Source organism: Parashewanella sp. 2304DJ23-3, from assembly GCF_056591695.1.
On the sequence record NZ_JBWQOH010000011.1, the window covers coordinates 107,051 to 129,432 of the forward strand.

Genomic DNA, 22,382 nt, shown 5'->3' on the forward strand with positions numbered 1-22,382 from the left:
GCATGTTTGCACATGCTCTTTTTCTGCAAACTCAATTTGTTTTTCTACACTTAACTTAACTGTTGTTCTCTATGGATTAGAGTGGAGAGATGTATGAAAGCAAATCAACTTAATATCAATGTCGCCATTATTGTCGTCTTACTGATTATCGCAACCAGTGCTGCGGCACTTTCAACACAAAGTGATGCTCACAGTCAAAAACAAAACCTTGCAAAACTGAATGCGATGCGAGTTGCCATCGATAATATTAATAATACGTTGCTACCAAACCATTTTGAAATGGGAGGAGAAAGCACTCGTTTTATTAATGGTTACCCAGTTGATTTAATGAATGGAAAACTGCGTGCAAGCGGTACGGCGTTAAGGCAAGGTTTAGATAGTGCTTATTTGGCCTCTGAGACTAACGTGTCTGCGTTAAGAGGATGGTCGTTAGTTGAAATGCAGGCCAGTCATGGACAAAGTAAAAGTCTCCAGTTAGCTCCTAGCAGTGCGAGTAAGAACTGTTTCTTAGTTTACAGCGAAGCGGGAACGGGTTCTCACCCTAAAGCCGCAACAATAACCATGATTAATCACGGTTGCTGAGCAAAATGCTCATTGTTTCCTATAGTTAAAAGGATATTTTTACTTTAGGGATGGAGAAATACTGTGGATCAAGATAATCAATCTTCAAATACACCCATTATGATGATTGCAATCATAGCGACATTAGTTGTTATTGGACTTTTGATTGCATTAAATAAACCAGCCTTGGAACAAGCAACAACAAAACACCATAAATCGGAGCTTTTAGGGTTACTGACGGCCATTAAACATGTGAATCAGCAAGTATTGCCAATGCATAACTCAGAAGGAGAAGCCGATGTACTGATTGATGGCGTGGCTATTCCATTATTAAATGGTAAGTTAAGAGCGACATCAAGTTCTCTAGAGAGTGGATTAGACGTTGCCTACCGCTCGATTCAAACACATCACACGGCGTTCGATTATTGGAACATGATTGGGCAACCTTCTAAATCAAATGAGCCGAGAAAGATTCAATTGCAGCACAAAGAAGCACCTGCAAACTGTCATATTATATATGTTGAAGCTGGTACGTTAGATCAACCCAAAGCAGAACAATATCTTATTGAAGACAAAGGGTGTTAATCACCCTTCTTATATGTCAAAAAATCTAAGCTATATGTTTTTGCAATGAAATATTTTAAACCTTGATGATAGACTCGGCTCAGTCTGTAATTAACATAAGTTGAGAAACACTATGCAAAACCAAAATGGAGCTGCACAATCTAAAGCCTTGGTTTTCGTGATTGTATTAGTGCTCGTTATTGCAGGGATTCTATTAATTGGCCAAAACAAATCTGCAGTCAATTTAGTTAAGGAAAATCATTCGTCAGCGTTAAACTCATTAAAAGTCGCAATTTCAAAGGCGAATAAAATTGTCAATGAGAAGGCACTTCAAATGGGAGCTTCTCAAGGTGCGAATAGCATTGTCATAGACAGTGTAAGTTTAGGAACTTTTAACGGTTACCTGTCAACAAAATCTGAAGATTTAAAAAATGCATTAGGCTTCGTCTTTAACGGAAAGCAAAGTATTAATCCTTCGACTGCAAACTGGCAATTTCAGCAAATTGGAGACAGCGACGATGGCGTAGCTCAAGTAAGAATTTTTGATCCGATGATTAAAAAAGAGAACTGCTACTTACTTTATCGTCAAGCAGGCAGCCAGAAACAAGCCGCTAACCCATCCAGCATTATTATAGATTCAGGTTGCTAAGAGAAATTAAGATTTCGAGTGATAAGAAAATGATGCGCCGCAAGTTTGACTTTGGTCAACTAAGTGGCGTTTTTTTGTTTCAAGAGAGTGTTTGTTATTTAGATGTTTACAGTGGGGTGGCAAAATAAAGTCTTAATTACAGTCTGGTCATAAGAGTTTCATCATGGATGTAAAAAAAAGCAGTATGGCAAATGAAGTTGTCTACCCTGATAGTTTTAAAATCCTTTCAACAACCGATTTAAACAGTAACATTACATACCTCAACCAAGACTTCTTAAATGTAAGTGGTTATGAAGCTGAAGAGCTGATTGGACAGCCACACAATACTATCCGTCACCCAGATATGCCCAAAGCAGCGTTTAAAAATTTATGGAGCACAATTAAGAGTGGTCGAAACTGGATGGGACTCGTCAAAAATCGTTGTAAAAACGGTGATTACTATTGGGTGAATGCGTTTGTCAGCCCAATAAAACATGATGGCGAAGTTGATGAATATCAATCTGTGAGAACCAAGCCTGATGCCCATCTAATAAAACGAGCTGAAAAGTGCTATCAAAAGCTAAATAAAGATAAAATCATTGTCCCTAAATATCGGCCAACTATTATTCAAAGTCTCATAATAGGTTGGCTATTCTCGGTGCTATGTATTGGTTTCGGTGTTCAACAGGACAACATTGCTTATCAATTTGTTTTATTGTTAACCGGAATCACGATAGGTTTATGGCCATTGTTAAAACTTAATCACCGATGGCAATCAACACTTAAGCTCAGTGAAGAAGTACACGATAATCCAATTAATCAATACATTTATACTGGGCATGTTGATGAGCTTTCACATATAGAGTTAAGTCTAAGGATGCGCAAGGCCGAGACATTGGCTATTGTTGGGCGTATTCAAGACAGTGGTGAAAAATTGCAAAAGTCGATTGTGGGGCAGGATCAGCAAAATAAACAAAACTTAGATAATTTGACTGAACAGAATAATCATTTCTCGCAAGTAGCAACTTCAGTTTGTCAGATGAGTGAGACGATTAATGAAGTCGCACAAAATACCGTTGAAACAGCATGCAATATTGAGCAGACCATTCAAAAGCTCGAGGATACGCAACGAGCGCTCGCCATTTCACAAGAATCCAATTTAAAAATCACCGAATTATTGGAAAAATCTCAATTTTCAATTTCTAACCTTGATGAGCTGTGTGGGCGTATCGATGATGTACTCAGCGTGATTGACAGTTTGGCTGAGCAAACGAATTTACTTGCATTGAATGCCGCAATTGAGGCAGCTAGAGCAGGGGATGCAGGGCGAGGTTTTGCGGTCGTTGCTGATGAAGTTCGAATGCTGGCAAATCGCTCACAAACATCAGGTAAAGAGATTCAAGATATCATCAGCAGATTAAAACAGACTTCCGCTAAGGCTGTTGAGCAAATGCAATTCAGTCATGGGCTCATTTCAGAGAGTTTAGAGTCGGAACAACAACTTAAAGCCACGTTGGTAAAAATGAATGAATCGCTAACAGAAGTTCAAGGAGTGGGGCAACAAACAGCTGTTGCAGCTGAAGAGCAATCTCAAGCGATGCTACAGGTTGAAGGCAATATGCGAAGTTTAGAGCAAAACACCGAAGCCTTGTTAGGTAACGTGAATAGTGCTGTAGAGTTAGGGCAAGGGTTAACATTGCAAAACGAACGTCAACAGGACTTGGTTTCTCAATTTGATAAGTGATTATGAATATGGCTCAAGTGTGAACTGCGGATTATACCAGTGATATGGAGTGCTGTTCTGTAGAAGACAAGTTTGCGAGTAAAGCTTTCAACTGAGATTGAAGAAGAACAGTATTATACATATCACTCTCTGCTTCTATTTGTGAGTTTTCAGTGGTCCATATAAACGTTACTTAAAAGTGATAAATGGTGAAATCACAATAAAACAAGAGCAACGTTCAACAAACCGACATTAATTAACTTTAATTAAACACAGCGAATTACAGTGTTTGCAGTAATAATGAGTCATTAGAATTAAATTTACTTAATATCTACTTTTCAGGAAGCTTAGGTTATTTAGACTGTAAGTTAACGAGTTGTTGACTAGAAGATGTTATATTGGAAAAAGTTAATAGTCATTTAAGACCTGAATCTAAAATTAATAGATACGAAGAGTATTTGTATCTGTACAGAGATAAACGGATAACAATTATGCAGTCTGTTAACTTCAATCAGCTGCCATATAATGTTGGAGAGCCATATACCAAAGCTCAACACGAACGAACTATTCGGTGGCTTTTATGTCATTTCCCTGTAACTCCTAGTGTCGATGATTCAAACCATCAACTTAATTTACATGAAACCATCAAATCGTCAGATAAATCGACTACGACAACATATACAAGGGCACTCCCTCCAATAGAAGGTAAAGTACAACACCCGAGCAAAGCATTTTTAAAAATGATGACAAGACGTTACATTTCAGAACAACAAGAATGTCAGAAAGTGGCTCGCTCAGGAATGGCCAAAAATCTAAGCGAATATCAACCACAATTAAGAACCGTTAGCTTGAGGCACAACCCTAAACCAGAAACCTTTAGGAAATACTTATCAGTCGAGCCTTCCCCAAAAAAGAACAGAACATAAAGAAAGGATGTGAGTAGAAAAGAGGGCACTGAATAGAAATCATCTCTTCAAATATAGTATTTTCATCGAATCTGCGTATAATCCCCTCCATATTTTGATGTACAAGCTGCGATGTGAACTATATCGCAGAATAATTGTGCTATTGGGTTGATCTTAGCGAAAAGCTGAGTATAATTGCCCGCTCACTGCAATTGTACAGTGACAAAGTAAAGCGTTAATCGATATGATTAACGATTAATAAACAGCGATTCCGATTGGGAATCGAACGGTTAAATCATCTCACTCTGCCTTTCCGAAAAGAAAGCTGCATGAGGGTGATTTTTTATGTGTTCATTTTAGGAGCTCTGGTCAATGCAGAACCAAAGAATCCGTATCCGCTTAAAAGGATTTGATCATCGTTTAATTGATCAGTCTACTGCGGAAATCGTTGAAACTGCGAAGCGTACAGGCGCTCAGGTACGTGGTCCAATTCCACTACCAACGCGCAAAGAGCGTTATACCGTTTTGATCTCTCCACACGTTAATAAAGATGCTCGTGACCAGTACGAATTACGTACACACAAGCGTCTAGTTGACATCGTTGAGCCTACTGAGAAGACTGTTGATGCACTTATGCGTCTAGATCTTGCAGCTGGTGTCGACGTTCAGATTAGCTTGGGTTAATTGAGATCCTAAGAAGAGGTTTGAGAGATGGCAATCGGTCTAATTGGTCGTAAAGTGGGTATGACGCGCATCTTCACCGAAGATGGTACTTCAATCCCAGTATCTGTAATTGAAGTTCTAGCGAATCGCGTAGCTCAAGTTAAAACACTTGACGTTGACGGTTACCGTGCACTTCAACTTACTACAGGCACCAAAAAAGCCAACCGCATCAATAAAGCAAAAGCGGGTCACTTTGCTAAGGCTGGCGTAGAAGCTGGTCGTATCATTCGTGAAATGCGTCTTGCTGATGGTGAAGGTGAAGGCATTGAAGTTGGTGCTGAACTAACAGTTGATATCTTCGCTGACGTAGCGAAAGTAGACGTTACTGGTCAATCTAAAGGTAAGGGTTTCCAAGGCGGCGTTAAGCGCTGGAACTTCCAAACTCAAGACATGACGCATGGTAACTCTTTGGCACACAGAGCAAACGGTTCTATCGGTCAGAACCAAACGCCTGGTCGTGTATTCAAAGGTAAAAAGATGTCTGGTCACATGGGTGATGAGCGTACAACTACACAAAACCTAGAAGTGGTTCGTGTAGATGCAGAACGCAGCCTACTATTGGTAAAAGGTGCTGTACCTGGTGCTACCAATGGCGACCTGATTATCAAGCCAGCAGTTAAAGCTTAAGGTCTGAGGAGATAGTAATGGAATTAGCATTGAAAGACGCGCAAGGCGCTCTTGAAGTTTCCGAAGCTACCTTTGGCCGTGAGTTTAACGAAGCACTGGTTCATCAGGTAGTTGTATCTTACGCAGCAAACGCTCGTCAAGGTACTCGTGCGCAAAAAACGCGCGCAGAAGTAAAAGGCTCTGGTAAAAAGCCATGGCGTCAAAAGGGTACAGGTCGCGCTCGTGCGGGTTCTGTGAAAAGCCCAATCTGGCGTTCTGGTGGTGTGTCGTTCGCGGCTAAGCCACAAGACCACAGCCAAAAAGTAAACAAGAAGATGTACCGCGGAGCGCTTAAGAGCATTCTGTCTGAATTAGTACGTCAAGACCGTTTACTAGTTGTTGAAAAGTTTGGTGTTGAAGCTCCGAAAACTAAAGAGCTAAAGAGCAAGCTAAACGACATGAATTTAGACGATGTATTGATTGTTACACCAGAAGTTGATGAGAACTTGTTCTTAGCAGCTCGTAACTTATACAAAGTTGACGTTCGTGACGTTGCGGGTATTGACCCAGTTAGCTTAATCGCGTTCAACACTGTGTTGGTTACTGCTGATGCAGTGAAGCAAATCGAGGAGATGCTAGCATGATCCGCGAAGAACGTTTGCTAAAAGTTATTCTAGCACCACACGTCTCTGAAAAGAGTACTGTTAATGCTGAGAAAACGAACACTGTAGTTTTCCGTGTAGCAACTGATGCCACTAAAGCTGAAATTAAAGCTGCAGTAGCTCAATTGTTTGAAGTTGAAGTTAAGACTGTTCGCACTTTGGTTAACAAAGGTAAAACTAAGCGTCACGGTGCCCGTATGGGTCGTCGTAGCGATTGGAAAAAAGCCTATGTTACTTTAGCTGACGGTGCAGACCTAGACTTCGTCGGCGGCGCTGAGTAAGCAAAGGAGATTAAACAATGGCAGTTATTAAGTGTAAGCCAACCTCTGCTGGTCGTCGCCACGTAGTTAAAGTGGTGAACAAAGATCTGCACAAGGGTAAACCTTTTGCTGGCCTGTTGGCGAAAAAGTCAAAGTCTGGTGGTCGTAACAACACTGGTCGCATCACTGTTCGCCACGTGGGCGGTGGTCACAAGCAGCACTATCGTATTATTGACTTCAAACGCAATAAAGATAGTATCCCTGCAAAAATTGAACGTCTTGAGTACGATCCAAACCGTACTGCGCATATCGCTCTAGTAGTGTATGCAGATGGTGAACGTCGTTATATTCTTGCTGCTAAAGGCATGCAAGCTGGCGACAAAATCATGTCAGGCGTTGATGCTGAAATCAAAGCGGGTAACGCATTGCCGTTACGCAACATTCCAGTAGGTTCTGTTGTTCACGCTGTTGAAATGAAGCCTGGTAAAGGCGCTCAAATCGCGCGTTCAGCTGGTGCATATGTACAAGTTGTTGCTCGTGATAGCGCATACGCGACTCTACGTCTTCGCTCAGGCGAAATGCGTAAAGTTCCTGTAGATTGCCGCGCAACCTTAGGTGAAGTTGGTAACTCTGAGCACATGCTACGCCAATTAGGTAAAGCTGGTGCGAAACGCTGGAGAGGCGTACGCCCTACAGTTCGTGGTGTTGCCATGAACCCTGTAGATCACCCACATGGTGGTGGTGAAGGTCGTACTTCTGGTGGTCGTCATCCTGTGTCTCCATGGGGTATGCCTACTAAGGGTTATAAGACTCGTAGCAATAAACGCACTGACAAGTACATCGTACGTCGTCGTAATAAATAGTAAGAGGATTCGCCATGCCACGTTCTCTCAAGAAAGGTCCTTTCATTGACCTGCACTTGCTGAAGAAGGTAGAGAAAGCGTTGGAATCGGGTGACAAAAAGCCAATTAAGACTTGGTCACGCCGTTCAATGATCATTCCAAATATGATTGGATTGACCATCGCTGTCCATAATGGTCGTCAGCACGTACCTGTGTTCGTAACTGACGAAATGATCGGTCACAAGCTTGGTGAATTTTCACCAACTCGCACTTATCGCGGCCACGCTGCTGATAAGAAAGCGAAGAAGCGTTAATACGGGAGACTCAAGATGGAAGTTTTAGCTAAACATCGTTACGCCCGTACGTCGCCTCAGAAAGCTCGCTTAGTTGCTGATCAAGTTCGTGGATTACCTGTTGCTAAAGCGCTGGAAATCCTGACCTTCAGCCCTAAGAAAGCGGCCGTACTGGTTAAGAAAGTACTTAATTCAGCAATCGCAAATGCGGAGCACAATGAAGGTGCAGATATCGACGAGCTAATCGTTGGTAAAATCTTCGTTGATGAAGCTCCAACTATGAAGCGTATCAGACCACGTGCTAAAGGCCGTGCTGACCGTATCATCAAGCGTACCAGCCACATCACTGTGGTTGTAGCAGATCGCTAGGAGAGAGTAATGGGACAGAAAGTACATCCAAATGGTATCCGTCTGGGTATCACCAAACCTTGGATCTCTACCTGGTACGCTGATAAGAGTGATTATGCAGCAAACCTAGATAGCGACTGGGAAGTTCGCCAGTTTCTTTTCAAGAAACTAAAAGCAGCTTCAGTATCCAAGATTGTTATCGAGCGTCCAGCGAAAAGCATCCGCGTTACGATTCACACTGCCCGTCCAGGTGTTGTGATTGGTAAGAAGGGTGAAGACGTTGAAGTGCTACGTAAGACTGTGTCAAAAATGACTGGTACTACAGCACAAATCAACATCGCTGAGATCCGTAAGCCAGAACTTGATGCAAAACTTGTTGCTGACTCTATTGCACAGCAATTAGAGCGTCGTGTTATGTTCCGTCGTGCTATGAAGCGTGCGGTACAAAATGCAATGCGCATTGGTGCACAAGGTATCAAAGTTCAAGTAGGCGGCCGTTTAGGCGGTGCTGAAATCGCACGTTCTGAGTGGTATCGTGAAGGTCGTGTACCTCTACACACTCTTCGTGCTGATATCGACTACGCAACTGCAGAAGCTCACACCCAATACGGTGTAATTGGTATTAAAGTTTGGATCTTCAAAGGTGAAGTTCTAGACGGAATCATGCCAAAACTAGAAGAGCCGAAGCAGCCAAAGCGCAAGCCTCGTGGTAAATAGGAGAGCCTTCAATGCTGCAACCTAAACGAATGAAGTTTCGCAAGATGCACAAAGGCCGTAACCGCGGTCTTGGTAAAGGCACTGAAGTAAGCTTCGGTGACTTCGGTTTGAAAGCAGTTGGACGTGGTCGTCTAACAGCTCGTCAAATCGAATCTGCGCGTCGTGCAATGACTCGTCACATTAAACGTCAAGGACAAATTTGGATTCGAGTTTTCCCTGACAAGCCAATTACCTCTAAGCCTCTTGAAGTGCGTATGGGTAAAGGTAAAGGTAACGTTGAATACTGGGTATGTCAGATTCAACCTGGTAAGGTTCTTTATGAGATGAATGGTGTGAACGAAGAGCTAGCGCGTGAAGCGTTTACTCTTGCTGCTGCCAAGCTTCCGATTAAGACTACCTTCGTAACTAAGACGGTGATGTAATGAAAGCGAGCGAACTAAGAGAAAAAAGCGTTGAAGATTTAAACGCTGAATTACTTGGTCTGCTGCGTGAGCAGTTCAACCTGCGCATGCAACACGCTACTGGCCAGTTGAATCAAACTCATCAACTGAAAACAGTACGTCGCAACATTGCGCGTGTTAAGACCATTATTACTTCTAAGGCGGGTGCATAATGTCTGATAAAATCCGTACATTACTAGGCCGCGTAACTAGCGACAAAATGGACAAGTCTATTACTGTTGCTGTTGAGCGCCAAGTAAAACACCCAATCTACGGGAAGTATATTAAACGTACTACTAAGATCCATGCACACGATGAGCAAAACGTGTGTAAAGAAGGCGATATCGTTACTATTAGCGAATGTCGTCCTCTTTCTAAGACTAAGTCTTGGACATTGGTTGAAGTAGTTACAAAAGCCTAATTTTTAGGCTTTTAGTGAAACGGCTCCAACTTTTGGGGCCGTTTGTTTTTTAATTACTACCTATTCCTGAATTATGGTGGTATACTTGCGCGCCATTTTTGAGCAAATGTGCTCGAAAATTGGTGAATGTATGCCCTAATAATTAAGGGCTTTTGTGTAGTAACGATAGCGGAGCACTTGAAATGATCCAAATGCAATCGCAGCTTGAAGTGGCCGATAATAGCGGTGCGCGTAGAGTTCAATGTATTAAGGTCTTGGGTGGCTCTCATCGTCGTTATGCCGGGATCGGCGACATCATCAAAGTTTCTGTAAAAGAAGCAATTCCTCGCGCTAAAGCGAAGAAAGGTGATGTGTATAACGCGGTGGTAGTCCGTACTAAGAAAGGCGTACGTCGTCCAGATGGTTCTGTCATTCGCTTCGATCGGAACGCAGCGGTATTGCTTAACGCAAACCTTGCACCGATTGGTACTCGTATCTTTGGCCCAGTGACACGTGAATTGCGTAATGATCAATTCATGAAAATTGTCTCGCTGGCACCAGAAGTACTGTAAGGAGCTTCAAAATGGCAGCAAAAATCCGTCGTGAAGACGAAGTAGTCGTACTGACAGGTAAAGACAAGGGAAAAACTGGTAAAGTTACCCAAGTTTTATCTAACGGTAAAATGTTTGTTGAAGGCGTAAATCTTGTTAAGAAACACCAGAAGCCAAACCCTCAATTGGGTGTTCAAGGTGGTATTGTTGACAAAGAAGCACCGATTCAAGCATCAAATGTAGCGATCGTAAACCCTGCCACTGGCAAGGCTGATCGTGTTGGTTTCCGATTCGAAGATGGCAAGAAAGTCCGCTTCTTCAAATCGAACAGTGAACTCGTTTAAGTAATTGGAGTAAACGATGGCGAAACTGCATGATAAATACAAAGAGACTGTTATCGCTGAACTTGCTAAAAAGTTTGGTTATACCAGTGTCATGCAAGTCCCTCGGGTTGAGAAAATCACCCTGAACATGGGTGTAGGCGAAGCTGTTGCAGATAAAAAAGTTATGGAGCATGCGCTTCGTGACATGACTGCAATCGCTGGTCAAAAACCAGTGGTAACTGTAGCTCGTAAATCAGTTGCTGGTTTTAAAATCCGTGAAGGCTACCCTATTGGCTGTAAAGTTACCCTACGCGGTGAGCGTATGTGGGAATTCTTAGAGCGTTTAGTTGACATTGCAATTCCACGTATTCGTGATTTCCGTGGCATGAGCGCGAAAGCGTTTGATGGCCGTGGTAACTATGCAATGGGTGTTCGTGAGCAAATCATCTTCCCAGAAATCGATTATGATAAAATCGATAAAATTCGTGGCATGGACATCGTTATTACGACGTCTGCTAAGAATGACGAAGAAGGTCGTGCTCTATTGGACGCATTCAACTTCCCATTTAAGAAATAAGGGTAGCGTAATGGCAAAAAGTTCTATGAAGGCACGTGAAGATAAACGTGCAAAGCTCGTAGCAAAATATGCTGAAAAACGTGCAGCGCTTAAGGCGTTAATTGCTAACCCAAACACTTCTGAAGAAGAACGTTGGGATGCAGTTCTTAAGCTACAATCACTACCACGTGATTCAAGCAGTGCGCGTCAGCGTAACCGCTGTAATCAAACTGGTCGCCCACATGGTTACTTACGTAAATTCGGCTTAAGCCGTATTAAATTACGTGAAGCAACAATGCGTGGTGAAGTTCCTGGTCTGCGTAAGGCCAGCTGGTAATTACTGTACGGAGTAAGCTAATATGAGCATGCAAGATCCTATTGCGGATATGTTAACCCGTATTCGTAACGGCCAAGCTGCTAACAAAGTATCTGTAACTATGCCTTCTGCAAAGCTGAAAATCGCTCTTGCTAAAGTCTTAAAAGACGAAGGTTATATCTCAGACTACGCCGTAGCAGACCAGGCTAAGCCTGAATTGGAAGTAACATTAAAGTATTTCCAAGGCAAACCAGTCGTTGAGACTATCCAACGTGTATCACGTCCAGGTCTTCGTATTTACAAAGGTAAAGACGAACTTCCTAAAGTGATGGGCGGTCTGGGTGTCGCAATTGTGTCCACTTCTAAAGGTTTGATGACTGATAGAGCTGCTCGCCAAGCTGGCATGGGTGGCGAAGTTATCTGCTACGTAGCGTAAGGAGCAAGCAATGTCTCGTGTAGCAAAAGCACCAGTCGCTATTCCTGCGGGCGTAGAGGTGACAGTAAACGGTCAAGCCATTAGCGTTAAAGGCGCTAAAGGCACCTTAACTCGTGAAATCAACAGCGCTGTAACTGTTACTGTTGAAGGTACGGAAATCAAAGTTGCACCAGTGGATGGCGTTGCCAACGCATGGGCACAAGCGGGTACAGCTCGCGCTTTGATCAACAACATGGTCATCGGTACTTCTGAAGGTTTTCAGAAGAAACTGACTTTGATCGGTGTTGGTTACCGTGCAAAAGTTGCAGGCAAGGGTGTTGACCTAACTTTAGGTTTCTCACATCCTTTGGTTCACGAACTTCCTGAAGGCGTTAAGGCTGAATGCCCTAGCCAAACTGAAATCGTACTTACGGGTACTGATAAGCAGTTGGTTGGTCAAGTTGCAGCTGAAATTCGCGGCTACCGTCCACCAGAACCTTATAAAGGTAAAGGTGTTCGTTACGCTGATGAGAATGTACGCCGTAAAGAGGCTAAGAAGAAGTAAGGTAACGCGAAATGGATAAGAAAACATCTCGCTTACGTCGCGCTACTCGTGCACGTAAGAAGATCCTTGAACTGGGCGTTAACCGTCTGGTCATTCATCGTACTCCGCGTCACATTTACGCTCAGGTTATCGACTCTGAGGCAAATGTACTAGTTTCTGCTTCAACTGTTGAAAAAGCAGTTAAAGAAGCAGTTAAAAGCACTGGTAACGTTGACGCAGCTAAAGCAGTGGGTAAAACCGTTGCTGAACGTGCGGTAGAGAAAGGCGTAACTTCGGTTGCGTTTGACCGTTCTGGTTTTAAGTATCATGGTCGTGTAGCAGCATTAGCTGATGCCGCTCGTGAAGCTGGCCTGAAGTTCTAAAGGAGTTATAAAATTATGGCTAAATTAGAAACTCAGCAAAAAGACGATCTGCAAGAGAAGTTAGTTGCAGTAAATCGTGTTTCTAAAGTGGTAAAAGGTGGTCGCATCTTTAGCTTTACTGCACTAACAGTAGTTGGTGACGGTAACGGTAAAGTTGGCTATGGCTATGGTAAAGCTCGTGAAGTACCGGCTGCGATTCAAAAAGCGATGGAGAAAGCTCGTCGTAATATCGTAACTGTTCAATTGAACGCAGGTACTTTGCATCACCCAATCAAAGGCCGTCACTCAGGTTCGCGTGTTTACATGCAACCAGCAAGTGAAGGTACTGGTGTTATTGCCGGTGGTGCGATGCGTGCTGTACTGGAAGTTGCAGGCGTACATAACGTACTGTCTAAAGCTTACGGTTCTACTAACCCTATTAACATCGTTCGCGCAACTGTCGATGCTCTAGTGCACATGAAGTCACCAGAACAAATCGCAGCTAAGCGTGGTCTGAATGTTGATGATATTCAGGGGTAATGCACCATGGCTAAGAAAACTATTAAAGTAACTCAAACTAAAAGTGCTATTGGTCGTTTACCAAAGCACCGTGCTTCGATTAAAGGTTTAGGCCTTCGTCGCATTGGCCACACTGTTGAACTTGAAGATACTCCTTCAGTTCGCGGTATGGTAAATAAAGTTTATTACATGGTATCGGTGGAGGAATAAAATGCAGTTAAACACTTTATCTCCAGCACCAGGTTCAAAATCAGCTAAAAAGCGTGTAGGCCGTGGTATCGGTTCTGGTCTTGGTAAGACTGGTGGTCGTGGTCACAAAGGTCAAAAGTCACGTAGTGGCGGCGGTGTACGCGTAGGATTTGAGGGCGGTCAAATGCCTCTTAAAATCCGTTTGCCGAAGTTTGGTTTTTCTTCACGCGTTGCTCTTGTAACAGCTGAAGTACGCCTAGGTGAACTAGCGAAAGTTAACGGTGATGTTATTGACTTACATTCGTTGAAAGACGCAAATGTAATTACTCGCAACATCAAGTTTGCGAAAATCGTTCTTTCAGGTACCATTGAGCGCCCAGTGACCGTAAAAGGTCTGAAGGTAACCAAAGGTGCACGTGCAGCTATTGAAGCTGCCGGCGGTAAGATCGAGGAATAATCGTCAATGGCAAAACCAGGACTTGATTTAAAAAGCGCGAAAGGCGGACTATCAGAATTGAAAGCTCGTCTCCTGTTCGTGATTGGTGCAATTATCGTTTTCAGAGCGGGTTCATTTGTACCAATTCCTGGTATTGACGCTGCTGTTTTAGCAGAGCTCTTCGCTCAGCAGAAGGGTACTATCTTAGGCATGTTTAACATGTTCTCTGGTGGTGCCCTTGAGCGTGCCTCTATTTTTGCATTGGGAATTATGCCGTATATTTCGGCGTCGATTATCATGCAGTTGTTGACTGTTGTGCATCCAGCACTGGCTGAATTGAAAAAAGAAGGCGAGTCTGGACGTAAAAAAATCAGTCAATATACAAGATACGGCACGTTAGTATTAGCGACTTTCCAGTCAATTGGTATTGCGACTGGTCTACCTAACTTAGTACCAGGCCTAGTAGTTAACTTAGGCTTCGGCTTTTACTTTGTTGCGGTAGTGAGCTTAGTATCAGGGACGATGTTCTTGATGTGGCTCGGAGAGCAAATTACTGAGCGCGGGATTGGTAATGGTATCTCGATTCTTATTTTCGCAGGTATTGTTGCTGGTCTACCTTCTGCTATTGGCCAAACAGCCGAGCAGGCGCGTCAAGGTGACTTGAATGTATTAGTACTGTTGCTACTTGCAGTGATTGTGTTTGCAGTCACATATTTTGTGGTATTTGTAGAGCGCGGTCAGCGCCGCATTGTGGTAAACTACGCCAAGCGTCAGCAAGGTCGTAAAGTTTTCGCAGCGCAAAGTACTCACTTGCCGTTGAAACTCAACATGGCAGGTGTAATACCACCAATTTTTGCATCCAGCATCATTTTGTTCCCAGGCACACTGGCTCAGTGGTTTGGTCAAAATGAGTCTATGGCATGGTTAAGTGATATTTCACTGGCTGTATCGCCTGGACAACCGCTGTATTCATTATTGTATGCAACGGCAATCATCTTCTTCTGTTTCTTTTACACGGCATTGGTTTTCAATCCGCGTGAAACAGCTGATAACTTGAAGAAGAGTGGTGCATTCATTCCTGGGATACGTCCTGGAGAACAGACTTCGCGTTACATTGATAAAGTAATGACCCGTCTTACATTGGCTGGTGCGTTATACATTACCTTTATCTGCCTAATTCCGGAGTTCATGTTAATCGCTTGGAAAGTACAATTTTACTTCGGCGGTACTTCACTACTGATTATGGTAGTGGTAATCATGGACTTCATGGCTCAGGTGCAGACCCATATGATGTCACATCAATATGAGTCTGTGATGAAGAAAGCGAATTTAGTGAATAAAGCGAATTTAGATCGCTTTGGTCGCTAATCGCATAACGGAGTGATGAAATGAAAGTTCGAGCTTCCGTGAAGAAGATCTGCCGTAATTGCAAGATCGTCAAGCGTAGTGGCGTTGTACGCGTAATTTGTGTTGAACCAAAACACAAACAGCGTCAAGGCTAAAAAAAAGAAGTTTGGTCAGTCTGGTTGAAATAATCTCCAGACTGGCCAAAAAGTAATTGCAAAACTGTTATCTGTCGAGTATCCTTTCGGGCTTTTCGCAGATAACCTTTAACTTGAGGAGTGCATAGTGGCCCGTATCGCTGGCATTAACATTCCTGATCAGAAGCACGCAGTTATCGCTTTAACTGCAATCTTCGGTATCGGCAAAACAACAGCTAAAGCTATTTGTTCTGCTAGTAACATTGCTGAAGATGTGAAGATCAAGGAATTGAGCGAAGCTCAAATAGATACTCTACGCGAAGAAGTTGCCAAATACGAAGTAGAAGGTGACTTACGTCGTGAGATTTCAATGAACATCAAGCGTCTTATGGATCTTGGTTGTTATCGTGGTCTCCGCCATCGTCGTAGCCTGCCTCTCCGTGGGCAACGTACAAAGACCAATGCGCGTACGCGTAAAGGTCCACGTAAGCCAATTAGAAAGTAACGGGAAGGGGTTAAGCAATGGCTAAAAGTCCGTCACGTTCACCGCGCAAGCGTGTACGTAAACAGATTGCTGATGGCATGGCTCATATCCATGCGTCTTTCAACAATACAATTGTTACCATTACAGATCGTCAAGGTAATGCACTAGCATGGGCAACTGCAGGTGGTTCAGGTTTCCGTGGTTCACGTAAATCTACTCCATTCGCTGCACAGGTTGCTGCTGAGCGCGCTGGTCAAGCAGCTCAAGATTATGGTGTTAAAAACCTAGAAGTTTTCGTAAAGGGTCCAGGTCCAGGTCGTGAATCAGCCATTCGTGCGCTGAACGCTGTTGGTTATAAAATTACCAACATTACCGATGTGACGCCTATCCCGCATAACGGTTGTCGTCCTCCTAAGAAACGTCGTGTATAACGCGTTAATAGGATAGTTGGAGAAAGATCATGGCAAGATACTTGGGTCCTAAGCTCAAGCTCAGCCGCCGAGAAGGTACTGACCTTTTCTTAAAAAGCGGCGTGAGAGCAATCGATTCGAAATGTAAGCTGGAACAAGCTCCAGGTCAACACGGTGCTCGTAAGCCGCGTTTATCTGAGTATGGTATTCAGCTACGTGAGAAACAAAAAGTTCGTCGTACTTACGGTGTGCTAGAAAAGCAATTCCGTAATTACTATAAAGAAGCTGCACGCGTTAAAGGCAACACAGGTGAAAACTTACTTCAGTTGCTAGAAACTCGCCTAGATAACGTAGTTTATCGTATGGGTTTCGGTTCAACTCGCGCAGAAGCACGTCAGCTGGTTAGCCATAAGTCAATTGTGGTAAACGGTCGTGTTGTAAACATTCCGTCATTCAAAGTGTCTGCGAATGATGTAGTAAGCATTCGCGAGAAATCACGTAAGCAAGCTCGTATTGGTGCAGCTTTAGAAGTTGCAGGCCAACGTGAGAAGCCTACATGGGTTGAAGTAGACAACGCTAAAATGGAAGGTACTTTCAAGCGCTTACCAGAGCGTAGCGACCTGTCTGCAGACATTAACGAACAGCTGATCGTCGAGCTTTACTCTAAGTAAAGCTAATAAACAAGAGAGGACACAATGCAGGGTTCTGTTAAAGAATTTCTTAGACCGCGTCTCGTTGATATCGAGCAGGTTAACACAACACGTGCCAAGGTTACTTTGGAGCCGCTAGAACGTGGTTTCGGTCACACTTTAGGTAACGCGTTGCGTCGCATCCTATTGTCGTCTATGCCAGGCTGTGCAGTTACTGAAGTCGAAATCGACGGCGTACTGCATGAATACAGCAGCAAGGAAGGCGTACAAGAAGATATCCTTGAAATATTGCTTAACTTGAAGGGTCTAGCAGTACACCTCGAGGGTAAAGATGAAGCCATGCTTACTTTGAGTAAGTCAGGCGCAGGCCCTGTTACCGCAGCAGATATAACTCATGATGGTGATGTTGCTATCATGAATCCAGATCATGTTATCTGTCATTTGACTGGTAACAATGACATCAGCATGCGTATTCGTATAGAACGTGGTCGCGGTTATGTACCAGCATCAGCTCGTGCACAAACCGAAGAAGATGAACGTCCAATTGGCCGTTTATTAGTAGACGCTTCTTTCTCACCGGTTGCTCGTATTGCTTACAATGTTGAAGCAGCACGTGTAGAGCAACGCACTGACTTGGATAAGCTTGTTATCGATATGACCACTAATGGTACTATTGATCCTGAAGAAGCTATCCGCCGTTCAGCAACGATTCTTGCTGAGCAGCTAGATGCATTCGTAGAATTACGTGATGTAACTGAGCCAGAGCAGAAAGAAGAGAAACCAGAATTCGACCCGATTCTATTGCGTCCTGTCGACGATCTAGAGTTAACTGTACGTTCGGCTAACTGTTTGAAAGCCGAAGCGATTCATTACATCGGAGATCTGGTACAGCGCACTGAAGTTGAGTTGCTAAAAACACCTAACTTAGGTAAGAAGTCTCTTACTGAAATTAAGGATGTATTAGCGTCTCGCGGACTGTCGTTAGGTATGCGTCTTGAAAACTGGCCTCCAGCTAGTTTAGCAGACGACCTATAAGTCCCAGGTTTTGTACAGATTTTAGGTTATAAGGATTAAGTCATGCGCCATCGTAAGAGTGGACGTCAACTTAACCGCAATAGCAGTCATCGCCAAGCTATGTTTCGTAACATGGCTGTATCATTAGTTCGTCATGAGATCATCAAGACGACTACTGTTAAAGCGAAAGAACTGCGCCGCGTAGTTGAGCCTTTAATATCACTTGCTAAAAGTGACAGTGTTGCAAATCGTCGTCTAGCATTTGCACGTACTCGCGACGCTGAAGTTGTAGGTAAGTTATTTACTGAATTGGGTCCACGCTACCAGGAACGTCCTGGCGGTTATACCCGTATTCTTAAGTGCGGTCTTCGTACTGGTGATAAAGCGCCTATGGCGTATATTGAGCTAGTTGATCGTCCAGAAGATGCTGAAGCAGTTGAAGTAGAAGCTGCTGCAGAGTAACTGAAGAATAAATAAAAAACCGAGCCTAGTGCTCGGTTTTTTTATATCTGATGATTACGACAGATTGACTTTCAAGCGCTATAGCTAATTCAGCAATTCGATTACTAGTATTTTATTTCCCCTTTTCTTGTGCAGTAATCGGTTATCCGACCTTTGTACTCATCTATATTTCGCTTTTTATTCGTGCAGGCACTGTTTAGATACATAAATTTTTGTGTAATCGCTGATCATGTTTTCGATGTACGAAGTGAGCTATGAACATCGTGGTTGTTTGTATTCAGCCACTAGTCCAATATTTTTAATGTAAAAGCTGAGTAAGTAGGCTCTATTGATAATAGAGCCGTGTTCGTTATCATTGCTGTGGTATAAGCATTAATTGATATTCTTCAGAGCCTGGAAGGAATGGGCTGTCGGTTCCATTAGCCCAATTGTTAAAGCCGTCTTTGTAGAATGGCGATATTGGATTTCCACTTTGTCCTCCTGGCATATGAAAAATACCGCTTTCTTCATGCCCTGGTGACACAATCATTCGTTCTGACACGCCAGCAGTTGGTCTTTGTGCTTTTGGCATATAACTGTCACCACTTAGTGGAATGTGTGGCATATCAAGCCAACTTCCAATAACCGGCAAAGCACGGCTAAGGGGATGATTAATTTCTGCTGTATTACGACTGCCCCAAGTTGCTAATTTTAATGCGTCAACAGGCTTAACGTCGTACTGTTTAGACAGTTGTGCAATCACTTTATCGATCGATGCTAAAAACAGTTGATCCCAACTTTTGTATTGAGGGCTCAGCCAGTTCATAGGTTTGTTTTGATAAAGTCTAAGCAGCATTTCTCGCTCATGGTTTGCACCTTGTATCCAGGAGTCTGGAATGTCTTTTACTTGCGAGTCGCTACGTTTCAGTAAATATCGACCAATGCTTTTTATAACGGTCATATTCAGAGTGTCATGGAATTCTCTCACTAAACGATAACCAACATCGTTTGGCTCAGCGCGACCTGACCAGTTTTGAACGTAACTTAGAAACGCACCACGTTCTGGGTGGCTTTTTAAGTTGGCTTGAGTGAGTGTTGCGAGGATGATTTTACGCCAGTTATTCATATACAAGGCTCGGTCATCGAGTGCTACATGAAGTAAATCTTTTTCGTTGAACTGCTTAATGTTGAGCAAAGCATCTCTGATCTGCTTTTGTCTTGCACCCAGTGCATAACCACCGTCACCTAATTTGGTTAAATCTTTTCCTGAGGCTACTCTCGCATTGGCTGTCCAAATTCGGTTATTTTGTGGGTTAATGATTTTTGGGTATTCAGACTTTGCAAGCAGGTTTTCCCAATGTTTATCTGCAAGCTGATAGGGGATCGGCAAGCGACTATCAACATTATTTCGTTTAGGTAGTATCCCTGCAATTGTCCAAGCGATATTGCCTTTATTATCTCCGACGGTGAAGTTTTGTGGAGGGATTCCAGATTTGTTTGCTATAGCAATGGCTTGTTGGATGGTGTGAGCTTTTTCTAGTTCGAGCAAATTAAGGTTTGTTGACTTTGGATTGTAAGCGGTCCAAGCAGTTGCAAAAGTATCCGTCGTAAGTGATGAAGGCTTTATTGGTCCCCAATGTGTCGTTTGGTATTTTACTTCTACTGACGGCTCATCTTTTATATCAATCGTGTCATACCATGTATCAAGTTTCGCTCGACCCTGGTTTGTATAATATTCATCACCGTTTATCTTTAATTTAATTAAATCAACCCAGTCGCCATAGCTATTAGTAAAGGCCCAAGCTACATAGCCATTGCTGCCTACAACAATGTTTGGTACGCCGGGTAAAGTGACTCCGGTGACTCGAACTTGCTTTCCATTTGGGTGCTTTATGTTTTCTGGATAATTGATTTGTGTTCGATACCATACAGTAGGTACTCTGAGCCCAAGATGCATATCGTCTTCTACAATTGCATGACCTGTGCTGGTCACTTTCCCTGATACTGCAAAGTTGTTACTGCCTAAGTAGCCATCTGGAATGAGTTTTCCTGTCAAGTTAGCATAAAAATCACTCGGCTCTGATCTTAGATTTATCTCTTCTTTATTTGGGATCGGTTGCTGTTGGTAACCGTCTGCAATAAGAGGAGAGTCCCAACGGGTTTTTTCAGGAGAAATGAAATCCAATACTTTTTGTGATGCTAGCGTTTTAATGAGCCCTTTAGTTTCGTCAATTTTACCTTTTGAATCATTCAGCTCTAGATACATACTGAATACAGTTAACAGGCTATCCTGCATTTTCCATGGCTTAGGCTTGAGACCGAGCATCCAATATTCGAATGGTTTGGTATGAAGCGCATTTAAACCTGCATTTACCCCGTTAGTGTAAGCACTAAGAATGGCTTTTTGCTCAGGAGGTAAAAGTGCAATAGCCTCTGTTGCCACCTTCCTGAAACGATGTCGGCGTTGTTGTTTATCGAAATCAAAAGCCACTCTGCCAAACATAGCTGACAGTTCGCCAGCTGAATTTCTTCGAGAAAGATCCATTTGAAAGAAACGTTCTTGACCGTGTAAGTAACCTGTAGCAAAAGCGACATCGCTTCTGGAGCTGCCTGTGATCACTGGGACACCATGAGCGTCACGTTTTATTGAAACAGAGTGGTGGATACCTGGTACTTTTTGTTCACCATTCAACTGAGGCAAGCTCATATATAAGATGGAATAACAGGCTAAAGAAATAAAGATTACGGCTACGAAAAGTAAAATGAGGGTATTTCTGATCCAACGAGACATGCTAAACCTCTTTAGCTTATTGAACTTGCAACAAAAATCACTCTTTCTAACTTACTATTAAAGCTCTTAATATTCTAGTAGGTTTCTAAAGTATTGAAATAAATAGAATAAAAGCTCCATTGTTAACTTTAGTTAATCTTTTAGCTCTTTTACGTTGAATTCTGCAGAATTTAACAAGTGTAAATCAATGTAAATGTAGGTTTCTAATGGATTAACTATTGTTCATGTAGAGAACTTTTATGCCCCTGCAAGCTCTAAAAATTATGGGTTCATTCCCTGCAGAAAAATAAAGAAGTGATTTTAATACATGAGAAGTCAAAGAAACGTTAAGGGGTATTATATCTTTTTAACATACTTCTTATATTCTGCAGATATTTAACAGGAGCTATTTATGGGGGCTTTAGACGGAGTGTTTCATATCAGTACAGTAAAAGACTATTATACTGTCGGTAAGCAAGCACCAGAAATAAGTTCAGGTGAAATCAATCACGCAATGTCACGAGCTGAAGGGATCTTTCATAGAATCTGGCACTCAATATTTCCAGGTGATAGTAGGAAAGTAAAATATAGCTTATCTGCACTAATTAATCCCAAACAAGATTTAGCAGTATGTTTAAAAGCTATGGAGCAATTTAATAAATGCAAAATAGCGCCTCTACCTGGATACGAAGGTCGACCTAAAATAATTCAAGAGGAAACGTCTGTAGGTTGTAAATTCAAACTTTTCTATGGGAATACGAATGGAAGTGACGAAAGTGAAGACTTGTGTGAAATAATAAAAACAGAAGCAAAACAGAAGGAAAATGATAACCGTTCAAAATTAAGAGTGCGAACACTTGAAGAAAGATTAGAAAAGCCAGAACTTACAATTTTTCAGGCACAAGAACGGCTACTACAAACTTATTCGTCTTCAGAGAGAGCAGAAGCGAATTATCATTTAAGGTGTCTTGCAGAGCCTGGTAATGATTCATTTGCAAATGATTCATTTACATGGCTTGAAGACCATTGTATTGACCCTACTGTGAAGTTTTATGCTGCAGAACATAAACGAGAACCATATTTTTCGCAATCTGAGGACAATACTCGCAAGGCATTTTGGGTTCTTTTTCAGGATGATCATGCGAAAGTTATAGGAACATGTAGTATGGATTTAAAAAGCTCAGTCGGTCAGGATGTAGGAGATGAAACGCTGCCACTACAATTTGCTGGTATGAGAGCTTAAGCAACA

General features: G+C 42.7%; 35 protein-coding genes. 34 read left to right on the plus strand and 1 reads right to left on the minus strand.

Features of this window, described 5'->3' with window-relative positions:
- Window positions 1-93: 93 nt before the first annotated feature.
- The 33 genes from AC1EU2_RS16520 (at window position 94) to rplQ (ending at window position 18,384) form a co-directional block, all read left to right on the plus strand.
- The gene (locus AC1EU2_RS16520) at window positions 94-582 is read left to right on the plus strand and encodes a hypothetical protein (RefSeq protein WP_480299384.1); all 489 of its coding nucleotides are present in this window, start codon (window positions 94-96) and stop codon (window positions 580-582) included.
- 63 nt (window positions 583-645) lie between these two features.
- On the plus strand, window positions 646-1,146 hold the full coding sequence (locus AC1EU2_RS16525; protein ID WP_480299385.1) for a hypothetical protein: 501 nt from the start codon (window positions 646-648) through the stop codon (window positions 1,144-1,146).
- Between the two features lie 112 nt (window positions 1,147-1,258).
- Complete coding sequence (locus AC1EU2_RS16530; RefSeq protein WP_480299386.1) at window positions 1,259-1,774, plus strand: hypothetical protein; 516 nt, start codon at window positions 1,259-1,261, stop codon at window positions 1,772-1,774.
- A gap of 163 nt (window positions 1,775-1,937) precedes the next feature.
- Entirely contained in the window at window positions 1,938-3,497 is a 1,560-nt protein-coding gene (locus tag AC1EU2_RS16535; RefSeq protein WP_480299387.1) for a methyl-accepting chemotaxis protein, read from the plus strand.
- A 470-nt stretch (window positions 3,498-3,967) separates the two neighbouring features.
- Window positions 3,968-4,402 (plus strand): hypothetical protein, encoded by a 435-nt coding sequence (locus AC1EU2_RS16540; RefSeq protein ID WP_480299388.1) that lies wholly within the window; start codon window positions 3,968-3,970, stop codon window positions 4,400-4,402.
- A gap of 351 nt (window positions 4,403-4,753) precedes the next feature.
- Window positions 4,754-5,065, plus strand: a complete 312-nt coding sequence (gene rpsJ, locus AC1EU2_RS16545) for a 30S ribosomal protein S10 (protein ID WP_011070616.1) — start codon at window positions 4,754-4,756, stop codon at window positions 5,063-5,065.
- Window positions 5,066-5,092: 27 nt separating this feature from the next.
- Window positions 5,093-5,731 (plus strand): 50S ribosomal protein L3, encoded by a 639-nt coding sequence (rplC, locus tag AC1EU2_RS16550; RefSeq protein ID WP_129946248.1) that lies wholly within the window; start codon window positions 5,093-5,095, stop codon window positions 5,729-5,731.
- 17 nt (window positions 5,732-5,748) lie between these two features.
- A complete protein-coding gene (gene rplD / locus AC1EU2_RS16555) occupies window positions 5,749-6,354 on the plus strand; it encodes a 50S ribosomal protein L4 (RefSeq protein ID WP_480299389.1) in 606 nt (201 codons plus the stop codon).
- Complete coding sequence (gene rplW, locus AC1EU2_RS16560) at window positions 6,351-6,653, plus strand: 50S ribosomal protein L23 (protein WP_129946250.1); 303 nt, start codon at window positions 6,351-6,353, stop codon at window positions 6,651-6,653. The genes rplD and rplW overlap by 4 nt, the downstream gene beginning before the upstream one ends.
- Before the next feature lie 17 nt (window positions 6,654-6,670).
- Entirely contained in the window at window positions 6,671-7,495 is an 825-nt protein-coding gene (rplB, locus tag AC1EU2_RS16565) for a 50S ribosomal protein L2 (RefSeq protein ID WP_129946251.1), read from the plus strand.
- Window positions 7,496-7,509: 14 nt separating this feature from the next.
- Entirely contained in the window at window positions 7,510-7,788 is a 279-nt protein-coding gene (rpsS, locus tag AC1EU2_RS16570; protein ID WP_129946252.1) for a 30S ribosomal protein S19, read from the plus strand.
- A 15-nt stretch (window positions 7,789-7,803) separates the two neighbouring features.
- Window positions 7,804-8,136 carry a 50S ribosomal protein L22 gene (rplV, locus tag AC1EU2_RS16575; protein ID WP_480299390.1) on the plus strand — a complete coding sequence of 111 codons (333 nt, stop codon included), beginning with the start codon at window positions 7,804-7,806 and terminating at the stop codon, window positions 8,134-8,136.
- A 9-nt stretch (window positions 8,137-8,145) separates the two neighbouring features.
- Window positions 8,146-8,832: a 30S ribosomal protein S3 gene (rpsC, locus tag AC1EU2_RS16580; protein ID WP_129946254.1), complete on the plus strand. Its 687-nt coding sequence runs from the start codon at window positions 8,146-8,148 to the stop codon at window positions 8,830-8,832.
- An 11-nt stretch (window positions 8,833-8,843) separates the two neighbouring features.
- Window positions 8,844-9,254: a 50S ribosomal protein L16 gene (gene rplP / locus AC1EU2_RS16585; protein WP_129946255.1), complete on the plus strand. Its 411-nt coding sequence runs from the start codon at window positions 8,844-8,846 to the stop codon at window positions 9,252-9,254.
- On the plus strand, window positions 9,254-9,445 hold the full coding sequence (gene rpmC / locus AC1EU2_RS16590) for a 50S ribosomal protein L29 (protein ID WP_480299391.1): 192 nt from the start codon (window positions 9,254-9,256) through the stop codon (window positions 9,443-9,445). The genes rplP and rpmC overlap by 1 nt, the downstream gene beginning before the upstream one ends.
- Entirely contained in the window at window positions 9,445-9,693 is a 249-nt protein-coding gene (gene rpsQ, locus AC1EU2_RS16595; RefSeq protein ID WP_129946257.1) for a 30S ribosomal protein S17, read from the plus strand. The genes rpmC and rpsQ overlap by 1 nt, the downstream gene beginning before the upstream one ends.
- 182 nt (window positions 9,694-9,875) lie before the next feature.
- Complete coding sequence (gene rplN, locus AC1EU2_RS16600; RefSeq protein ID WP_121853345.1) at window positions 9,876-10,244, plus strand: 50S ribosomal protein L14; 369 nt, start codon at window positions 9,876-9,878, stop codon at window positions 10,242-10,244.
- 11 nt (window positions 10,245-10,255) lie between these two features.
- Window positions 10,256-10,567, plus strand: coding sequence for a 50S ribosomal protein L24 (rplX, locus tag AC1EU2_RS16605; RefSeq protein WP_480299392.1), 312 nt, complete (start codon window positions 10,256-10,258; stop codon window positions 10,565-10,567).
- 16 nt (window positions 10,568-10,583) lie between these two features.
- Window positions 10,584-11,123: a 50S ribosomal protein L5 gene (gene rplE, locus AC1EU2_RS16610; protein WP_480299393.1), complete on the plus strand. Its 540-nt coding sequence runs from the start codon at window positions 10,584-10,586 to the stop codon at window positions 11,121-11,123.
- Window positions 11,124-11,133: 10 nt separating this feature from the next.
- A complete protein-coding gene (gene rpsN / locus AC1EU2_RS16615; protein WP_129946260.1) occupies window positions 11,134-11,439 on the plus strand; it encodes a 30S ribosomal protein S14 in 306 nt (101 codons plus the stop codon).
- 22 nt (window positions 11,440-11,461) lie between these two features.
- A complete protein-coding gene (gene rpsH / locus AC1EU2_RS16620) occupies window positions 11,462-11,854 on the plus strand; it encodes a 30S ribosomal protein S8 (protein ID WP_480299394.1) in 393 nt (130 codons plus the stop codon).
- A 10-nt stretch (window positions 11,855-11,864) separates the two neighbouring features.
- Window positions 11,865-12,398, plus strand: a complete 534-nt coding sequence (gene rplF / locus AC1EU2_RS16625) for a 50S ribosomal protein L6 (RefSeq protein WP_480299395.1) — start codon at window positions 11,865-11,867, stop codon at window positions 12,396-12,398.
- A gap of 11 nt (window positions 12,399-12,409) precedes the next feature.
- The gene (gene rplR / locus AC1EU2_RS16630; protein WP_480299396.1) at window positions 12,410-12,760 is read left to right on the plus strand and encodes a 50S ribosomal protein L18; all 351 of its coding nucleotides are present in this window, start codon (window positions 12,410-12,412) and stop codon (window positions 12,758-12,760) included.
- A gap of 15 nt (window positions 12,761-12,775) precedes the next feature.
- Complete coding sequence (gene rpsE / locus AC1EU2_RS16635) at window positions 12,776-13,279, plus strand: 30S ribosomal protein S5 (RefSeq protein WP_480299397.1); 504 nt, start codon at window positions 12,776-12,778, stop codon at window positions 13,277-13,279.
- A gap of 6 nt (window positions 13,280-13,285) precedes the next feature.
- Complete coding sequence (rpmD, locus tag AC1EU2_RS16640) at window positions 13,286-13,468, plus strand: 50S ribosomal protein L30 (protein WP_480299398.1); 183 nt, start codon at window positions 13,286-13,288, stop codon at window positions 13,466-13,468.
- Between the two features lies 1 nt (window position 13,469).
- Window positions 13,470-13,904 (plus strand): 50S ribosomal protein L15, encoded by a 435-nt coding sequence (gene rplO, locus AC1EU2_RS16645; protein ID WP_129946266.1) that lies wholly within the window; start codon window positions 13,470-13,472, stop codon window positions 13,902-13,904.
- Window positions 13,905-13,910: 6 nt separating this feature from the next.
- Window positions 13,911-15,251 (plus strand): preprotein translocase subunit SecY, encoded by a 1,341-nt coding sequence (gene secY, locus AC1EU2_RS16650; RefSeq protein WP_129946267.1) that lies wholly within the window; start codon window positions 13,911-13,913, stop codon window positions 15,249-15,251.
- A 20-nt stretch (window positions 15,252-15,271) separates the two neighbouring features.
- Entirely contained in the window at window positions 15,272-15,385 is a 114-nt protein-coding gene (gene rpmJ / locus AC1EU2_RS16655; protein ID WP_006083579.1) for a 50S ribosomal protein L36, read from the plus strand.
- A gap of 127 nt (window positions 15,386-15,512) precedes the next feature.
- A complete protein-coding gene (gene rpsM, locus AC1EU2_RS16660) occupies window positions 15,513-15,869 on the plus strand; it encodes a 30S ribosomal protein S13 (RefSeq protein ID WP_129946268.1) in 357 nt (118 codons plus the stop codon).
- Between the two features lie 17 nt (window positions 15,870-15,886).
- Window positions 15,887-16,279, plus strand: a complete 393-nt coding sequence (gene rpsK / locus AC1EU2_RS16665; RefSeq protein ID WP_129946269.1) for a 30S ribosomal protein S11 — start codon at window positions 15,887-15,889, stop codon at window positions 16,277-16,279.
- Window positions 16,280-16,308: 29 nt separating this feature from the next.
- The gene (rpsD, locus tag AC1EU2_RS16670; RefSeq protein WP_129946270.1) at window positions 16,309-16,929 is read left to right on the plus strand and encodes a 30S ribosomal protein S4; all 621 of its coding nucleotides are present in this window, start codon (window positions 16,309-16,311) and stop codon (window positions 16,927-16,929) included.
- A gap of 24 nt (window positions 16,930-16,953) precedes the next feature.
- Window positions 16,954-17,943, plus strand: a complete 990-nt coding sequence (locus tag AC1EU2_RS16675; RefSeq protein WP_129946271.1) for a DNA-directed RNA polymerase subunit alpha — start codon at window positions 16,954-16,956, stop codon at window positions 17,941-17,943.
- Between the two features lie 42 nt (window positions 17,944-17,985).
- Window positions 17,986-18,384: a 50S ribosomal protein L17 gene (gene rplQ / locus AC1EU2_RS16680; RefSeq protein WP_129946272.1), complete on the plus strand. Its 399-nt coding sequence runs from the start codon at window positions 17,986-17,988 to the stop codon at window positions 18,382-18,384.
- 352 nt (window positions 18,385-18,736) lie between these two features.
- On the opposite strand, the gene AC1EU2_RS16685 is transcribed toward rplQ, so the two are convergent.
- Complete coding sequence (locus AC1EU2_RS16685; protein ID WP_480299399.1) at window positions 18,737-21,154, minus strand: penicillin acylase family protein; 2,418 nt, start codon at window positions 21,152-21,154, stop codon at window positions 18,737-18,739.
- Window positions 21,155-21,545: 391 nt separating this feature from the next.
- On the opposite strand from AC1EU2_RS16685, the gene AC1EU2_RS16690 reads away from it, so the two are divergent.
- Window positions 21,546-22,376, plus strand: a complete 831-nt coding sequence (locus AC1EU2_RS16690; RefSeq protein WP_480299400.1) for a hypothetical protein — start codon at window positions 21,546-21,548, stop codon at window positions 22,374-22,376.
- The last annotated feature ends 6 nt before the right edge of the window (window positions 22,377-22,382 follow it).

Bases quoted from the DNA above. Each gene is read 5' to 3' on its own strand.
- AC1EU2_RS16520 (WP_480299384.1), top strand. From the start codon at position 94: ATGAAAGCAAATCAACTTAATATCAATGTCGCCATTATTGTCGTCTTA.
- AC1EU2_RS16530 (WP_480299386.1), top strand. From the start codon at position 1,259: ATGCAAAACCAAAATGGAGCTGCACAATCTAAAGCCTTGGTTTTCGTG.
- AC1EU2_RS16535 (WP_480299387.1), top strand. From the start codon at position 1,938: ATGGATGTAAAAAAAAGCAGTATGGCAAATGAAGTTGTCTACCCTGAT.
- AC1EU2_RS16540 (WP_480299388.1), top strand. From the start codon at position 3,968: ATGCAGTCTGTTAACTTCAATCAGCTGCCATATAATGTTGGAGAGCCA.
- rpsJ (WP_011070616.1), top strand. From the start codon at position 4,754: ATGCAGAACCAAAGAATCCGTATCCGCTTAAAAGGATTTGATCATCGT.
- rplC (WP_129946248.1), top strand. From the start codon at position 5,093: ATGGCAATCGGTCTAATTGGTCGTAAAGTGGGTATGACGCGCATCTTC.
- rplD (WP_480299389.1), top strand. From the start codon at position 5,749: ATGGAATTAGCATTGAAAGACGCGCAAGGCGCTCTTGAAGTTTCCGAA.
- rplW (WP_129946250.1), top strand. From the start codon at position 6,351: ATGATCCGCGAAGAACGTTTGCTAAAAGTTATTCTAGCACCACACGTC.
- rplB (WP_129946251.1), top strand. From the start codon at position 6,671: ATGGCAGTTATTAAGTGTAAGCCAACCTCTGCTGGTCGTCGCCACGTA.
- rpsS (WP_129946252.1), top strand. From the start codon at position 7,510: ATGCCACGTTCTCTCAAGAAAGGTCCTTTCATTGACCTGCACTTGCTG.
- rplV (WP_480299390.1), top strand. From the start codon at position 7,804: ATGGAAGTTTTAGCTAAACATCGTTACGCCCGTACGTCGCCTCAGAAA.
- rpsC (WP_129946254.1), top strand. From the start codon at position 8,146: ATGGGACAGAAAGTACATCCAAATGGTATCCGTCTGGGTATCACCAAA.
- rplP (WP_129946255.1), top strand. From the start codon at position 8,844: ATGCTGCAACCTAAACGAATGAAGTTTCGCAAGATGCACAAAGGCCGT.
- rpmC (WP_480299391.1), top strand. From the start codon at position 9,254: ATGAAAGCGAGCGAACTAAGAGAAAAAAGCGTTGAAGATTTAAACGCT.
- rpsQ (WP_129946257.1), top strand. From the start codon at position 9,445: ATGTCTGATAAAATCCGTACATTACTAGGCCGCGTAACTAGCGACAAA.
- rplN (WP_121853345.1), top strand. From the start codon at position 9,876: ATGATCCAAATGCAATCGCAGCTTGAAGTGGCCGATAATAGCGGTGCG.
- rplX (WP_480299392.1), top strand. From the start codon at position 10,256: ATGGCAGCAAAAATCCGTCGTGAAGACGAAGTAGTCGTACTGACAGGT.
- rplE (WP_480299393.1), top strand. From the start codon at position 10,584: ATGGCGAAACTGCATGATAAATACAAAGAGACTGTTATCGCTGAACTT.
- rpsN (WP_129946260.1), top strand. From the start codon at position 11,134: ATGGCAAAAAGTTCTATGAAGGCACGTGAAGATAAACGTGCAAAGCTC.
- rpsH (WP_480299394.1), top strand. From the start codon at position 11,462: ATGAGCATGCAAGATCCTATTGCGGATATGTTAACCCGTATTCGTAAC.
- rplF (WP_480299395.1), top strand. From the start codon at position 11,865: ATGTCTCGTGTAGCAAAAGCACCAGTCGCTATTCCTGCGGGCGTAGAG.
- rplR (WP_480299396.1), top strand. From the start codon at position 12,410: ATGGATAAGAAAACATCTCGCTTACGTCGCGCTACTCGTGCACGTAAG.
- rpsE (WP_480299397.1), top strand. From the start codon at position 12,776: ATGGCTAAATTAGAAACTCAGCAAAAAGACGATCTGCAAGAGAAGTTA.
- rpmD (WP_480299398.1), top strand. From the start codon at position 13,286: ATGGCTAAGAAAACTATTAAAGTAACTCAAACTAAAAGTGCTATTGGT.
- rplO (WP_129946266.1), top strand. From the start codon at position 13,470: ATGCAGTTAAACACTTTATCTCCAGCACCAGGTTCAAAATCAGCTAAA.
- secY (WP_129946267.1), top strand. From the start codon at position 13,911: ATGGCAAAACCAGGACTTGATTTAAAAAGCGCGAAAGGCGGACTATCA.
- rpmJ (WP_006083579.1), top strand. From the start codon at position 15,272: ATGAAAGTTCGAGCTTCCGTGAAGAAGATCTGCCGTAATTGCAAGATC.
- rpsK (WP_129946269.1), top strand. From the start codon at position 15,887: ATGGCTAAAAGTCCGTCACGTTCACCGCGCAAGCGTGTACGTAAACAG.
- rpsD (WP_129946270.1), top strand. From the start codon at position 16,309: ATGGCAAGATACTTGGGTCCTAAGCTCAAGCTCAGCCGCCGAGAAGGT.
- AC1EU2_RS16675 (WP_129946271.1), top strand. From the start codon at position 16,954: ATGCAGGGTTCTGTTAAAGAATTTCTTAGACCGCGTCTCGTTGATATC.
- rplQ (WP_129946272.1), top strand. From the start codon at position 17,986: ATGCGCCATCGTAAGAGTGGACGTCAACTTAACCGCAATAGCAGTCAT.
- AC1EU2_RS16685 (WP_480299399.1), bottom strand. From the start codon at position 21,154: ATGTCTCGTTGGATCAGAAATACCCTCATTTTACTTTTCGTAGCCGTA.
- AC1EU2_RS16690 (WP_480299400.1), top strand. From the start codon at position 21,546: ATGGGGGCTTTAGACGGAGTGTTTCATATCAGTACAGTAAAAGACTAT.